Source organism: Methylobacterium gnaphalii, from assembly GCF_007992215.1.
Classification (GTDB): Bacteria; Pseudomonadota; Alphaproteobacteria; order Rhizobiales; family Beijerinckiaceae; genus Methylobacterium; species Methylobacterium gnaphalii.
Map to the genome: position 1 here is coordinate 40,942 of NZ_BJZV01000014.1, position 14,776 is coordinate 55,717.

A 14,776-nucleotide genomic window follows, 5' to 3' on the forward strand; every position below is an offset into this window, starting at 1 on the left:
CGCGCTAAACTGTTGCGGTGTAACACGGCCGGGCAGCGGCGCGGCATCCGCGCCGCCGATCCGAGCCGCGATCGTCCACCCTACCTTCGGGTGGCTCTCGAAGTGCGTTGTCACCCTCAGCGGCCGGCAGCCGGCGCCTGGAGTTCCCTGAAAGCATCTGCCTGCAGGGCTTGGGCGGCGGCCCGGGCATCGGAGGCCGACTTCAGTCGCGCCCCGAACTCCTTGGCCTGAGCACGCGCATCTTCCGGCATCGCCGCGAAGGCCTTGGCCGCCGCGTCGAGACGGCTATGGTCGAGCGCGTCCTGCACCTTGGCCTCGGGCTCGTCATCCGCCGCCGGCGTCGCGGACGCCGTGTTGCCGGTCGAACCGACGCGCTTCACCTGCACCACAGATTCCGCCATGCCCAGCAGACGATCACCGATGCTCCCACTGGAAGCACGAGCAGACGCCCGGGCCGCGCGGCGCGAGGAGGCGATCTTCTCCGCGATCGGTCGGAATTCGTCAGCAAGTACGGATGCGGTCGGAGCCCCGGCATCGGCGAAGGCCGTCAGTGGCTGCAACTGCGCGCCCTCCCCGGAATCATTACCGCGCAGGCTTGCGAGCGCGTCAGCGTAGGGAGCACCGGTCGCCAGCGCATCCGAGATGCGATTGGCTGCAACGGCCCGCAACGCCGCCTGGACCGTCGCCGCTTTTGCGCTGCCGTCAATCGTCTTGTCGAGGGCAGCGATGCGGTCACCCTGCTCCTGGAGGCGACGATCGATGGCTTTAGCCGCCTCCTCGGCCTGGGCCTTGCCGGCCTCGGCAGTCTGCCGGCTCGCCTGCTGCACGGCCTCGGTCACGGCCGCGATCCGGCTATCGAGCGATTGCTGCAGTTGGTCGAGGCGCTGGCCGAGCGCCTTGTCGGCCGCCTCGTTCGCCTTCGTGCGCGCCTCGACGTCCCTCTGAAGCGTGGCGAGTTTCGGTGCCAGATCCTCCTCCGGAACGGTAGCGCCCTGTGCCTGACCCTTGGTCTCGAGCGCCTTGAGACGCTCATCGATGTCCGCGAGACGAACTGGATCGTCCCCGTGAGCGACGGCCTTCGCGTCCGACCCCTGGTCGCGGCCGGGCTCCTCCTGCAAGGCCGAGACGCGCTGATCCAGCGCATCGAGACGCGCTACCAGATCCGAAGGTGCCACGGGCGCCCCCTCGGCAACCGGTGCGGTGGAACCCGACGCCTTCTGCAGTGCCTGATCGGCCTTCTCGACCGCGCCGGAGGCCGCCGCCTGAGCCTTGGTGATAGCCTCGGGGAGCGGCTTCAGTGCCGTCTCGTTGGCACTCACACGCTTGTCGAGCGCGGCGACGCTGCTGCTGGGGGCAAGCGATGCGATGCGCTTGTCGAGTTCGTCGAGCCGGGCACGGTCACCTTTGGATGCCAAGACGCCCGTCTGGGCGAGCAGGAACAACAGGAGTGCGCCGATCACGCCACCGGCGAGGCCGGCAAAGGCCAAAGCGGCGAAGCCGGGGCCCTTGGATGCGCCGGCCGCTGCCGCAGGCGGCGGCGTGCTGCCGCCGTCCTTTGCTGCGGGCTTGGCGCCCGCTGGATCGCTGCTGCGGTTCGCCTTGAGATCGATGATCGGACCGTCGGTGAGCGCGTCGTCGCGGCCGACGCGCGCAGCGCCCTGCTGCGGCTTGGACGACGCGCCGGCGCCCGATGCGCCCGCGCTGGCACCAGGCTTCGACGCACCCGCACCGGCGGTGGTGGTCCCGGTGGCGCCCCCCTTGAGGGGTTCACTGGGTTTCGGCGCGCCGGACGAGGTCGAAGAGGAGGCTGGCGGGACCGCGCTGCTCCCGGTAGCTCCCGCCTTTGCCGGTTCCGTCGGTGCTGGACCGGATGTCTTCGAGGCGTCGGCGGCGGCCGCCTTCGGCACGGTTGAACTGGATGATGCGCTGGACGAGGCCGCGTTCGGGCTGGAACTCGAAGAGGCGGAGGATGCGGTACCGCCGGCAGCTCCTGTACTCTTCGCGGCAGCATCCTTGCCGCCACCTTCGGCGGCGGTCTTTGGTGTCTCAGAAGATTTCGTGCCGGCCGCACTCGACGAGCCCGCGCTGCTGCCGGCGGCGCCGGCCTTGGCCGGCTCGCTAGGCTTCTGACCCTCGGCAGGCTTTGGCGTCGCACTTGGCGCCATCGTGCTGCTGCCGGTCGAACCGGGTTTGGCCGGCGTCGATCCCGGCTTCCCGGAGGTCTCGTCCGGTCGGCCGCTGGGTTTGCCGCGCTCGTCTGCCGGTGATGTCACGGGCGTGTCGTCCCTCTTGTTCGGCTTCTGGCCGACGGTGGCAATCGCTCATGCCACCGTCGCAGAGGCCCTGCCGTCTTCCGCCGGCTTGCTTGGTCTCGTTGTCTCGCCCGGGCAAGGCCCTCGCGCTCAGACCGGTTTTGGGAGACCGGCCAAGAGCGCGTCCTCGCTCGGCTGTGCCGCAACGAAATGGGCCGCGAGGCCGGCTTCGACCAGGGGTAAGGCCACGTCTGCGGACAGGCTGTAGTGATCCAATATCCGAAAGCGCGCGTCGAGTCCGCTGGATTGCGTGAGCCGCAGAGCCGCCTCCGCGCTGCGGCGGGAATAGTGCAGCACCGCCGCGAGGCTGCCGTCGCGCAGTGCCTCCGCGACTGCGGCGGGGAGGGTGGCCACGGGTCGCGCAGCATAACACTCCCAGACGGCGAGGTCGTAGCCGGCCGTCACCAGACTTTCCGCCGGCTCTGCCTTGCGGTCCTCGCCGGCGACGTGGAGCAGTCTCGCTCCGGGAGCCAACTGCGACCGTACCAGGCGGACCAATGCCACCGCGTCACCGCCCGCGTCATAAACCGGGTCGAGACCCGCCGCACGAGCCGCTTCGGCTGTCCTGCCGCCGACGGCGAGCACCGGACTGGCCTCGTCCAAGTTGGATGTGGCGAGCACAGGGACAGCTTGGGCGCTGGTGAGCAGCACGGCGTCAAAACGCCCGGCCGGCCTCTTTTGCCTTGTGGGCGCCACCGTGAAGATCGGCGCAACGAGAGGCGCATGCCCGAGAACGCGCAGCTTCTCTGCCGTTCGCGACGCACCCGGCTCAGGGCGGGCGACCCAGATCCGCATTCGAGCCCTCCCTCGGACCGACCACGCTGTTCGGCGGTGTCGATCTGCCGTAAACCCTCGGGCCATCCTTTTCCAAGTATGCTCGGCTTATCCTGGCTGGGCCGACTTTCGACCTGCCCCTCCCGGCGAATTAAGTCCGCCACGGCCAGCGCCTGCATGAGCGACATCCGATGAAGATCCTCGGCATCGAGACCACATGCGACGAGACGGCTGCCGCAGTCGTCGCACGACTCGACGGCGACGAGCCGAGTGGGCACATCCTCTCCAACGAGGTCCTGAGCCAGATCGCCGAGCACGCAGCCTATGGCGGTGTGGTGCCGGAGATCGCGGCGCGCGCTCATGTCGAAGTGCTCGACCGCTTGATCGAACGGGCGCTGGACAAGGCCGGCACGACCCTGGCCGAGCTCGACGGGATCGCCGTGGCCGCGGGGCCCGGCCTGATCGGCGGCGTGCTCGTCGGCCTCGTCACGGCCAAGTCGCTGGCACTCGTCTCACGCAAACCGCTGCTCGCGATCAATCACCTCGAGGCCCATGCGCTGACACCACGGCTCACGGATGGGATTGCCTTCCCGTACCTACTGCTGCTTGCCTCGGGCGGTCACACCCAGCTCGTGGCAGTGCGCGGCGTCGGCGATTACGTCCGGCTCGGTGGTACCATCGACGATGCCATTGGCGAGGCCTTCGACAAGGTCGCGAAGCTGCTCGGGCTCGGCTATCCGGGCGGCCCCGAGGTGGAGCGGATGGCCGAGGCAGGCAATCCGGAGCGCTTCGCCCTGCCGCGGCCGATGCTCGGACGGCGCGAGGCCGACTTCTCCCTGTCCGGCCTCAAGACGGCGCTGCGCATCGAGGCGGAAAAGATCGCCCCGCTAGCGCGCACGGACATCGCCGACCTCTGCGCGAGTTTCCAGGCCGCCGTGGTCGATGTGGTCGCTGACCGCGTCCGGGTGGCGCTCCGCGGCTTCGATGCGGTTGCTGGCCGACCGACCGCGCTCGTGGCCTCGGGCGGCGTCGCCGCGAACGGCGCCATCCGGCGGGCATTGGCAGCGCAGGCCGGGCAGGTCGGTCTCAGCTTCGTCGCACCACCGCTGCCGCTCTGCGGCGACAACGGTGCGATGATCGCCTGGGCCGGGATCGAGCGCCTGCGCGCTGGACTCGTCGACGATCTCACGGCCCCGGCCCGTGCCCGTTGGCCGTTCGCCGTCGCGTCAACGGCTGCCTGAGGCGTCCGGGTATTGACCAAGCTGCTTATGCTGAGGCGGGGAACAGCGACCTCAGCATGAGATGCTAAAGACGCACATCTACAATGTCCGATGGATCTTATGGGCCGATCGGATCCTTAAATACTGATTTCATCACGTATCTCGACCGAATGACGATCTGTCATTGGCAGAATGCGGCGAAAATGTGTGCTTTGAGCCGATGGTTGACCTTCAATCGCGGCCACCTAGCTTCCGGTCGTCTTCCACCGTCTTCGGAACGCAATGCACAACGCCTTACGCCTGCTGCTCGTCCTGATCTCCGTCACTTTCGTTTCCGCCCCGAGCTTCGCCGGAGATCCGAACTGGACCGGCACCTGGAATACACGTTGGCGCCAGGGCGGCGCGCGGATGGCGCTGCAGCAGGAAGGCAGTCACGTCCACGGTACCTACCTGTCCTACGACGGCTCGATCGCGGGTGAGGTCCAGGGGCGCACGCTGAAGGGGCGCTGGATCCAGGGGGAGCGCTCGGGCGGCATCGAGTTCGTCCTGTCCGATGACGGCCAGTCCTTCATGGGCCGCTTCGACACCGGCGAGTGGTGGACCGGCGGGCGGACCACGGGAAACCCGGAGGCGCTCGGCATCGACCAGCGCGGCCCACGCCAGGCCCTGCGCACCTTCGTCGATGCCGGCAACAGCGCCCGCTACGATGCACCAGACCAGATGACTCGTGCCGTCTCCGTCATCGATTTCGGCGAGAATGCTGGCGCGATCACTCCGGAGCAGAAGCTCGGACTGGCCCAGACGCTGTTCAACCTCGTCGATCAGACCACCTTCCGCCTGCACGGGGTCCCGGGTCGCAAGACCAATAAAGACGCCGTCGACCTCAAGCTCGAACAGGCCGGCACCGGCGCGATGCTACCGCTGCATCTCTTCAAGAAGGGCGACAAGTGGTTCATCGCCATGCCCGATGAAGCCGCCTTGGAGGCAGGCCGCAAGGCCCTGTTCGCTCGGTCAGGAGGCCGGCCGCCAAGCCCCGAAGCATACAAACTGCGCAAGAGCGCGCGTGACGCCATGCGCAGCTTCACCCGCGCCTTCTCGGAATGGAATACCGGCGGCCGCGCCCAGGCACTCGCAACGCTGGACACCTCCGAACTGAGCGAGGCTGTGCGCAACGATCAGGGCGTGCTTGCCCTCCAGTACCTCAACGGCATCGTGAACCGCATCGGGCAGATGGCGCCGCAGGAGATCTCGGACGATCCCCAGAACCGCGAGCCGCTGGTCGTCTTCAGCCATCCGGAGGGCCGCATCGTCATCGCGCCGAAGGGCGCTGGCGACGCGATGAGCTGGAAGTTTACCCCCGAGACCGTGCGCAATGCGCGCAATCTCTACATCGCCGTCGAGGAGATGCCGACGAGCGAGACGAAGAGCCTGCCGGCGCCGCCCTCGGTGTTCTTCAAGGTGCGCAAATGGGTGCGCGGCGTTGCCCCACCGATGCTCACGGAATTCGGACCGCTCGAAGCGTGGCAGATCGCTGGCTGGGCAACGATCATCGTGCTCGCAATCGGCCTCGGATGGCTGATCGCCCGCGCGATCCTGGTCTTCCTCCTGCACGCCGTTGGTAAGGCAGATCCGCGGGCAGCGCGCCGCGCCTTCCGCTGGCCGCTTTGGGGCACCGTGGTCTTCCTCGTCTACAACGCCCTGGTGCCGGCCCTCGGCCTACCCGATCTGGCAACCCGCATCTCGGTCGGCGTCACCGGCGTGATGCTCGCCGTCTCGGTGATGTGGCTCGGCTGGCGGCTCGTGGACGCGGTGGTCGCTCGCTACTTCAGCAGCGGCGAGGGCGGCCGCATGAGCATGGACAACATTCTCGTCTCGCTCGGCTTCGGCGCGCTGAAGATAGGGCTCGTCGCAGCGGGGCTCACCTACATCGCCATCCAGCTGTCGCTGCCCTACGAGGGCGTCGTCGCGAGCCTGTCCATCGGCGGTCTCGCTGTGGCCTTTGCCTCCCGTGAGACCCTGTCGAACGTCTTCGGCGCCGGCATCCTTGCGATCGACAGGCCGTTCCGCCGCGGTGACTGGATCGCTACCGGCGACACCAAGGGCACGGTCGAACATGTCGGCATCCGCTCGACGCGGGTGCGTACGGCCGATGACAGCCTGATCATCGTGCCGAACGGCAAGCTCTCGGATGCGACGGTGAACAACCTCGGCACGCGCCGCTTCCACCTCAACTCGGCCAAGCTGCCGATCCCTTACGATACCACCGTGCCGCAGATCGAGGCGCTGGTCTCGGGTGTGAAGGAACTCGTCGCCGAAATCCCCGAATCGACGCCCGAGCGCACGTCGGTCGCCGTCTCGGCTCTGAGTCAGGATGGGATCGAGGTCACGCTGAAATACGGCCTCGATGTCCGGAATGGCGCCAACGAGACCGAGATCGTGAACCACCTGATGATGAACATCCTGCGCCTCTGCGAGCGCCTCGGCATCCGGGGTGGCGGAGAGTCGCCCGTCGCGGCCTGATGCGCCGTTGACGGCACCGGCGCGACGACCCAGGGTGCCGTGGAGGCGGGAGATACCATGAGCGTCGAGAGCGGACGAGCCAACCGCGTCGCTGTCGTCGGCGGCGGCTCGTGGGGTACGGCCCTGGCGAATGCTGCCGCCTGCGCAGGTCGGGACGTCACGCTGTGGCTGCGCGACCCGGTTGGGGCGGCTCACATCCAGAAGACGCGCGACAACACGCGCTATCTGCCGGGCATCCCCCTGCACGACCAGGTGCGGGCCACGTGTGACGAGAGCTGCCTGTCTGAGGCTGGCACCGTCCTGCTGGTCACGCCAGCCCAGACCGTACGCGAGGTGCTCGGGCAGCTCCGATCGCATCTCGGCAAAGCGTCGCTGGTGCTCTGCGCCAAAGGGATCGAGCGGGGCACCGACTCGTTCATGAGCGATGTCGCCACCGAAACGCTGCCGAAAGCCACCGTCGCCGTGCTTTCCGGCCCGAGCTTTGCCGCGGACGTCGCCCGCGGCCTGCCGACCGCGGTGACGCTCGCCTGCACCGACGGGGCGGAAGCGGCGCGGCTAGCCGGACTGATTTCCGGCCCGGCCTTCCGCCTCTACCACACCGACGACGTGCGTGGCGTCGAGATCGGCGGTGCCGGCAAGAACGTGCTTGCCATTGCTTCGGGCATTGTCGCCGGCCGCGGCCTCGGCGAGAGCGCCCGTGCGGCCCTCATCGCCCGCGCCTTCGCGGAACTCATGCGGTTCTCGAAGGCCTATGGCGGACGGGCAGAGACGCTGATGGGACTGTCGGGCCTCGGCGACCTCGTCCTCACCGCGTCCTCGACACAGTCCCGCAACTTCGCCTTCGGAGATCGTCTCGGCCGTGGTGCCACGCCTGAAAAAGCCGCCGGCGGCAAACTCGCCGAGGGCGCTTTCACCGCGGCGGCGCTGATCGCTCTGGCGCGGGCGCGCAATGTCGAGATGCCCATCGCGGAGGCGGTGGCCGACGTCGTCTCCGGCACATCCGACGTCGATGGGGTGGTGGCGCGCCTTCTGGCCCGGCCGCTCAAGGCGGAAACGGACTAAGCGGCCCGACGCAGTCCGTCAGGCCACGCGGATGACGCCGATTGCGACCAAGGCCTCGATGGCGGCGTCATCGTAACCGGCCTCAGCCAGGATCGTGCGGCCATGCTGGCCGAATGTCGGGGCCGGTCCCTGAACCTGCCCTGGCGTCTGCGAGAACTTCACCGGCAGCCCAAGTGTCTGCATCCGACCTGCCTTCGGGTGATCGACGTCGACCACCATCTCGCGGGCGAGCGTCTGCGGGTCACGCTGCATGGCCAACACATCGAGGACCGGCCCGGCTGGAACGCCGCCTTCTTCGAGCCGCGCCAGCCAAGACTCCGAACTCTCTTTCCGGAAATGCGGCGCCAGCGCTGCGACCAACTCCTCGCGATGAGCCATGCGATCCCGGTTCGCTGCGAAGCGCGGATCGTTCGCCAGCTCCTCGACGCCGAGAACGCCGAGCAGCCGCAGCCAGTTGGTCTGGTTGGCGGCACCGATGGTGATCCAGCCATCGGCTGTCTCGAAGGCCTCGTAGGGTGCATTCAGCGGATGCGCCGAGCCCATCGGGCCGGGGGCCACGCCGGTCGCCATCGCGATGGCCGATTGCCAGTAAGTGAGTGTGATACCCGCCTCGAACAGCGAAGTGTCGACGGCCTGGCCCTCGCCGGTCTTGAGCTTGTGGGTGTAGGCGGCGAGCACGCCCATGGCCGCGAGGATTCCGGCGGTGATGTCGGTGACCGGCGGTCCGCATTTCATCGGAGGCCGGCCCGGTCCCTCGCCGGTGATGCTCATCAAGCCGCTCATGCCCTGGGCCACCAGATCGAAGCCGGCGCGGTCGGCGTAGGGGCCGGTCCGGCCGAAGCCGGAGAGCGCGCAGTAGATCAAGCCTGGGAATTCTTGGCGCAGGGTCTCGTAGCCGAGGCCTAGCTTCTCCATCGTGCCGCCGCGGTAGTTTTCGATCAGCACGTCGGCATCGGCGAGCAGGCGGCGGAGCACAGCCTTGCCCTCCGGGCTCTTGAGGTCGAGGGCGATGCCGCGCTTGCCACGGTTCATCATCATGTAGGCAGCGCTCTCACCCTCGATCGAGGGCGGGACCGAGCGGCGGGTGTCGTCCCCGCCGTCGATCTTCTCCACCTTGATGACGTCGGCGCCCATGTCGCCGAGCATCAGCCCGCAGACGGGGCCGGCCATGATGTGAGCCAGCTCGATGACCCGGACACCCGCGAGAGGGCCCTGGCCCATGTGCTTCTCCGTCATGCCGTCCCGTCGTTCAGCGTGAGCTTCAGGCGGCTTTCTTCAGGCCGGTCGGCGCCGTCGTATCCGACGACGTATCCTCGAACTTGCGATCGGGATGCATCGTGAAGGCGAGGACGGCTCCAAGCAGGCAGAGGCCGATCGAACCCATGAAGGGCAGCGTCCAGTCTCCGGTCTTGTCGACGACAAAGCCGAACACGATCGGCGACACGATCGCCGCCACCGCGGAGCCGGTGTTCATCAAGCCACTCGCCGTGCCTGCATATTTCGGTGCGATGTCCATCGGCACGGACCAGATCGGTCCGATCACGAGCTCGGCGAAGAAGAAGCCGGACGAGAGCAGCAGCGCCACCAAGGTCAGGTCCTTGGTATAGAACACGCCGGTGAGGCTCGCCGCTGCGCCGAGGAAGCCGATCACGATGATCGAGAGCCTGGCGAGCTTGATGTTGCCCGTCTTCTTCAGGATGCCGTCGCTGAGCACGCCGCCCAGCGTGTCACCGACGACGCCTGCGAAGAACACGCCCGAGGCGAAGAGCGCCGAATTCTTGAGGTCGAGCCCGTAGCTCTCCTTGAAGAAGGTCGGGATCCAGCCAAGGAACAGCCACAGGGTCCAGCCGTAGCAGAAATAGGTGATCGTCACAGGCGCGATACGCTTGGTGAGCGTCCACCACGGCACGGCCTGCGAGGTGCCCGGGGCGCGCGGCGCAGGCAGCACGTCGAGTTCGTCCTGCGTGATGCTTTTGTGGTCGGACGGGTTATCGCGGAAGTAGATGTACCAGATCGCAACCCAGATGAAGCTGACGAGGCCGAGGATGACGAAGCAGTAGCGCCAGCCGACATGGTAGATCAGGAAGGCGACGATCGGCGGCGCCACGGCATTGCCGAGCCGCGCGAAGGCGTGGGTGATGCCCTGCGCGAAGCCGCGCTTGCCCGGTGCCGTCCAGTTCTGCATGGCGCGGGTCGCGGTCGGGAAGGTTGCGCCTTCGCCGAAGCCGAGCAGCACGCGGGCGAGGAACAGGCTGATGAGGCCGCCGACGAGGCCGGTCAGGATCGTCGCCACCGCCCAGATCATCCCGCAGATGAACAGCGTGCGCCGCGCACCGAACTTATCGCCGACCGAGCCGCCGATGACCTGGAAGATCGCGTAGGGGTAGGCGAAGGCCGACAGGATGAGACCGAACTCGGTCTTCGACATCCCGAGTTCCTTCATGATCTCGCCGCCGGCCGTCGCGACGTTCACGCGGTCGAGATACGTGATGAAGTACATCAGGCAGAGCAGCAGCAAGACGCTGTTGGTTGCACTGATGAGCGGCGGTTTCCGCTTGGCCTCGATCGGCGGCGTCATGGCGTTTCCCTTGAGAAGTTCTTGTTGTCGTTGTTTGGTGCAGCCTCTTGAGGGGCTGCGGGCTTCGGGCGGTCGTCGCCCGCGTCCGTATAATGCATTTTCTCTATTGGGCGAGCGATCCCGCCGGCAACCCCGCGGATGAGCTGTGGGGTGTCTCCGCGCGGCTCGCGAAAGTTGACGCGGTGGCCAGTATCACCTCGGCGGCCCGCTCGCTGCCGGCACGGTCGACGTCGAGATTGGCCGTGACTCGGATCTGATCGCGGCCGATCGCGCGGATGCGGACGTCGTGTTTCCGACAGGCTTCCGCGAAGGCAGCGGCAGTGACGCCGAGGCCGGCAACCGAGAAACAGAGGATATTCGACTGCCCGGCCGTCTCGTCGAAGGCGAGGCCCGGCGCGTTGCGGATCGCTTCGTGGATGCGATGGGCGTTGGCGTTGTCCTCGGCCAGCTGCTCGATATGGTTGTCGAGCGCATAGAGACCCGCAGCGGCAAGGACGCCGCTCTGCCGCATGGCGCCGCCGAGCCGGTATTTCCAGCGCCAGGCCTCAACCACGAATTCCCGCGAGCCGCAGAGCACGGCACCGACAGGGCAACCGAGGCCCTTGCTGAGGTCGATCCAAGCGCTGTCGAAGCCTTCCGCGTAATCCTTCGCCGCGATGCCGGTCGCAACCACCGCGTTGAGCAGCCGAGCACCGTCGATATGCGCCTTGATACCTTTGGAATGAGCGAGGTCGCGGATGGCGCGCATCACGCCCAGATCCCAGACAGTGCCGCCCGAAAAGCTCGTGGTCTGCTCGATGGAGATCAGCGCCGAGCGCGGTGCCGTCCGCTGCGGGACGCGGATCGCGGCCTCGGCCTGCGCCAGGCTGTAGAGCCCGACGCGGGTCGGCAACGGCTTGACCGACACGCCACCGATGGCGGCCGCACCAGCGGCCTCAGTGTTGTACATATGAGACTGGTCGTCGCAGATGATCTCGTCACCGGCTCGTGTTTGCACCAGGATGGAGACGAGGTTGCACATCGTCCCGGACGGCATGAACACGCCGTCCTCCATGCCGAGCATCGCCGCCACGCGCTCGCAGAGCGCATTAGTGGTCGGGTCCGAGCCCGATTGCTCGTCACCTACCTCGGCGCGGGCCATGGCCTCGCGCATCCCGGCGGTCGGACGGGTTTGCGTATCGCTGAAAAGATCGATGGTCACGCCTGATGGGCCTCATGCGACAGCGGCGATCGACCGTCTCGATCTCGCCATGCAGCGGATTGTATGAAGAATTCAGATTGCGGAGTATGACGCGGGCGGGCCGGTGAGGACCAGCCCTGACAAGCAGACAAAACGGAAAAACACAATGGGAGCGAGCGCGGGGCTGCAGGCCGGGTCCGATCTTGGCGGGAATCTGGCCCGCGAACTGACGGCTGCCCTGCAAGGAGATGTCCGCTTCGATACCTTCACGCGCGGGCGCTACAGCACGGATGCGTCGATCTATCAGATCATGCCGGCGGGCGTGGTCCTGCCCAAGAGCCGGGACGATCTAGCTGCTACCCTGACCATCGCCGCCGAGCACGGCGTGCCGGTGATCATGCGGGGGGGCGGCACCTCGCAGAACGGACAGCCGATCGGGTCGGGGCTCGTCGTCGACTGCTCGCGCCATTTCAATGCGGTCACCGGCTACGATGCAGAGGCTGGCACGATCACCGTCGAGCCGGGCATGGTGCTGGAGCGGCTGAACACCCGCGTGAAGGCCGACGGCTGGTTCTTCCCGGTCGAACCATCCACCGCGACCCGCTGCACCATCGGTGGCATGGCCGGCAACAATTCCTGCGGCGCCCGCTCGCTGCGCTTCGGCAAGATGAGCGACAACGTGCTCGCCATGGAGGCGCTTTTTCACGACGCGGAGGCCTTCGGTTTCAGCCTGACCGGCAATGAGAGCCTGGGCGTCACCGGCTCCGTCAGGGCCGAGGAACTGGCTCGGAGGATGCTCGCGCTCGCCCACGAGAACCGCCAGGAAATTCTCGACCGGTACCCGAACGTGCAGCGCCGCGTGGGCGGCTACAACCTCGACAGCCTGATTGAGCCGCGCCCGAACCTCGCACATCTGCTGGTCGGCTCCGAGGGCACGCTCGCCGCCACCACCTCGGTGACGCTGAAGCTGTCGCGCCTGCCGACGCATCGTGTGCTCGGCATCTGCCACTTCCCGTCGTTCCGCGCGGCGATGGAGACGACGCAGCATCTCGTCGCCCTCGGGCCGGTCGCGGTCGAGCTCGTGGACAATAATGTCCTGGTGCTCGGCGCCGACATCCCGCTGTTCAGGTCGACACTGGCCGACATCACCCGTGGCACGCCGAATTGCCTGCTGATTGCCGAGTTCGCCGGCGACGATCTCGACTCACTCAAGCGAGACCTGAAGAGTCTCGACGCCTGCATGGCAGATCACGGCTTCCCCGACGCCGTGGTGGAGGTAATGGAGCCCTCTCGGCAGAAGACCGTCTGGGAGGTGCGCGAGGCCTGCCTCAACATCATGATGTCGATGAAGGGCGATGCGAAGCCGATCTCCTTCATCGAGGATTGCGCGGTGCCGCTCGAGCACCTCGCCGACTATACGGATGCCGTCACAGAGGTGTTCACCAAGCACGGCACCCGCGGCACCTGGTACGCCCACGCCTCGGTTGGTTGCCTGCACGTGCGGCCGATCCTCGACATGAAGGATGCCGGCGGCGTCCGGCAGATGCGCGCGATCGCGGAAGAGACCGCTGATCTGGTGCGTCGCTACAAGGGCTCCTATTCCGGCGAGCACGGCGACGGCATCTCGCGCTCCGAGTTCGTCGAGCCGCTGTTCGGGCCTACGCTGACGCGAGCCTTCGAGACGGTGAAGGACGGGTTCGACCCCGACAACCGCCTGAATCCCAACAAGATTGTCCGCCCGCTGAAGTTCGACGACCGTTCCCTGTTCCGGTTCAAGCCGGACTATGCGGTTCAGCCGCTCGAGACCGCGCTCGACTGGTCGGAGTGGGGCGGCATCGGCAGCGCCGTCGAAATGTGCAACAACAACGGCACCTGCCGGAAACTGGCCGGCGGGGCGATGTGCCCCTCCTACCGCGCCACGCGTGAAGAGCAGCATCTCACCCGCGGCCGGGCCAATTCGCTGCGGCTCGCTCTGTCAGGCCAACTCGGCAAGGACGCCTTCACCTCGTCCGACATGAAACGCACCATGGATCTGTGCGTGTCTTGCAAGGCCTGCCGGCGCGAATGCCCAACCGGCGTCGACATGGCCAAGATGAAGATCGAGTTCCTTCATCACTACCATGCCGAACACGGCCTGCCGGCCCGCGAAAGGCTCGTCGCCGAGATGCCGCGTTATGCCGGGATTGCGGCACGCCTCGCACCGCTGATGAACCTGCGCAACCAGATCCCGGCTCTCGCCAAGCTCGGCGAGCAGATGCTCGGCCTCTCGGCCCGGCGCTCGCTGCCAGAATGGCGCAGGCCCTGGCGCGAACAGGGCCCGGTTGCCAAGCCGACAGATGTCACCGGCGAATGGCAGGACATCATCCTGTTCGGCGACACCTTCAACCGGGCCTTCGAGCGCGAGAACCTGGAGGCGGCCGAACGCGTGCTCAAGGCGGCCGGCTACCGGCTGCACCGCGTGGTAGCGCATTCCGGCAGCCGTCCGCTCTGCTGCGGGCGGACCTATCTCGCCTCAGGGCAGACCGATCGCGCCCGCGAGGAGGCTCGGCGCACCCTCGACGCGCTGCTACCCTTCGTGCGCTCTGGCGCCCGCGTGGTCGGGCTCGAACCTTCCTGTCTGTTTACTTTCCGCGACGAGTTCCTGTCGCTGCTGCCGGGTGAGGAGGCGAAGGCGCTGGCATCACAGGCCTTCCTGTTCGAAGAGCTTCTCGCTGCCGACCTGAAGGCCGGGCGCATCAGACTGAACCTCGCCGACCAGGCCGGCCGGGTCGCCCATCTCCACGGGCACTGCCACCAAAAGTCGTTCGGGGCGATGGGAGCGGTGGAGACGGTGCTGCGCGCGGTTCCGGGCCTCGACGTGCGGGTGATCGAGTCGAGCTGCTGCGGCATGGCAGGGGCCTTTGGCTACCGGGCCGAGACCATCGACGTGTCCTTCGCTATGGCCGAGCTGTCGCTGTTCCCAGCGCTCCGCAAGGCCGGCCCCGACGACCTCGTCGTCGCCGACGGAACCAGCTGCCGCCATCAGATCCACGACGGGGTTCAACGCGAGGCCGAACACGTTGCAAGGGTGCTCGACAGAGCACTGGTGACGGGATGATCTCGCCGCTTCCGGTGCCAGTGACCCGCGTGT

At 67.3% G+C, this 14,776-nt stretch carries 9 protein-coding genes; 4 read left to right on the plus strand and 5 right to left on the minus strand.

Going from position 1 to position 14,776, the window contains the following annotated elements:
• Window positions 1–116 precede the first annotated feature (116 nt).
• On the minus strand, window positions 117–2,273 hold the full coding sequence (locus MGN01_RS13395) for a hypothetical protein (protein ID WP_147047129.1): 2,157 nt from the start codon (window positions 2,271–2,273) through the stop codon (window positions 117–119).
• 129 nt (window positions 2,274–2,402) lie between these two features.
• A complete protein-coding gene (locus MGN01_RS13400) occupies window positions 2,403–3,107 on the minus strand; it encodes a uroporphyrinogen-III synthase (protein ID WP_147047130.1) in 705 nt (234 codons plus the stop codon).
• A 170-nt stretch (window positions 3,108–3,277) separates the two neighbouring features.
• Here MGN01_RS13400 and tsaD point away from each other — a divergent pair, with 170 nt between their 5' ends.
• The 3 genes from tsaD (at window position 3,278) to MGN01_RS13415 (ending at window position 7,888) form a co-directional block, all read left to right on the plus strand.
• Entirely contained in the window at window positions 3,278–4,327 is a 1,050-nt protein-coding gene (gene tsaD / locus MGN01_RS13405; RefSeq protein WP_147047131.1) for a tRNA (adenosine(37)-N6)-threonylcarbamoyltransferase complex transferase subunit TsaD, read from the plus strand.
• 261 nt (window positions 4,328–4,588) lie between these two features.
• Window positions 4,589–6,826: a mechanosensitive ion channel family protein gene (locus MGN01_RS13410; RefSeq protein WP_147047132.1), complete on the plus strand. Its 2,238-nt coding sequence runs from the start codon at window positions 4,589–4,591 to the stop codon at window positions 6,824–6,826.
• 57 nt (window positions 6,827–6,883) lie between these two features.
• Complete coding sequence (locus MGN01_RS13415) at window positions 6,884–7,888, plus strand: NAD(P)H-dependent glycerol-3-phosphate dehydrogenase (protein ID WP_147047133.1); 1,005 nt, start codon at window positions 6,884–6,886, stop codon at window positions 7,886–7,888.
• 18 nt (window positions 7,889–7,906) lie between these two features.
• Here MGN01_RS13415 and MGN01_RS13420 read toward each other — a convergent pair whose 3' ends face one another.
• From MGN01_RS13420 to MGN01_RS13430, 3 genes are all read right to left on the minus strand, one after another.
• The gene (locus MGN01_RS13420; RefSeq protein ID WP_147047134.1) at window positions 7,907–9,109 is read right to left on the minus strand and encodes a CaiB/BaiF CoA transferase family protein; all 1,203 of its coding nucleotides are present in this window, start codon (window positions 9,107–9,109) and stop codon (window positions 7,907–7,909) included.
• Between the two features lie 40 nt (window positions 9,110–9,149).
• Complete coding sequence (locus MGN01_RS13425) at window positions 9,150–10,466, minus strand: MFS transporter (RefSeq protein WP_147047135.1); 1,317 nt, start codon at window positions 10,464–10,466, stop codon at window positions 9,150–9,152.
• Between the two features lie 103 nt (window positions 10,467–10,569).
• Window positions 10,570–11,667 carry a threonine aldolase family protein gene (locus MGN01_RS13430; protein ID WP_238258418.1) on the minus strand — a complete coding sequence of 366 codons (1,098 nt, stop codon included), beginning with the start codon at window positions 11,665–11,667 and terminating at the stop codon, window positions 10,570–10,572.
• A 145-nt stretch (window positions 11,668–11,812) separates the two neighbouring features.
• Between MGN01_RS13430 and MGN01_RS13435 the strand changes: the two genes are divergently transcribed.
• Window positions 11,813–14,743 carry an FAD-binding and (Fe-S)-binding domain-containing protein gene (locus MGN01_RS13435; protein ID WP_147047136.1) on the plus strand — a complete coding sequence of 977 codons (2,931 nt, stop codon included), beginning with the start codon at window positions 11,813–11,815 and terminating at the stop codon, window positions 14,741–14,743.
• Window positions 14,744–14,776: the final 33 nt, after the last annotated feature.

Coding starts and splice junctions, on each gene's coding strand:
- MGN01_RS13420 (WP_147047134.1), bottom strand. CDS start 9,109: ATGGGCCAGGGCCCTCTCGCGGGTGTCCGGGTCATCGAGCTGGCTCAC.
- tsaD (WP_147047131.1), top strand. CDS start 3,278: ATGAAGATCCTCGGCATCGAGACCACATGCGACGAGACGGCTGCCGCA.
- MGN01_RS13410 (WP_147047132.1), top strand. CDS start 4,589: ATGCACAACGCCTTACGCCTGCTGCTCGTCCTGATCTCCGTCACTTTC.
- MGN01_RS13435 (WP_147047136.1), top strand. CDS start 11,813: ATGGGAGCGAGCGCGGGGCTGCAGGCCGGGTCCGATCTTGGCGGGAAT.
- MGN01_RS13415 (WP_147047133.1), top strand. CDS start 6,884: ATGAGCGTCGAGAGCGGACGAGCCAACCGCGTCGCTGTCGTCGGCGGC.
- MGN01_RS13400 (WP_147047130.1), bottom strand. CDS start 3,107: ATGCGGATCTGGGTCGCCCGCCCTGAGCCGGGTGCGTCGCGAACGGCA.
- MGN01_RS13425 (WP_147047135.1), bottom strand. CDS start 10,466: ATGACGCCGCCGATCGAGGCCAAGCGGAAACCGCCGCTCATCAGTGCA.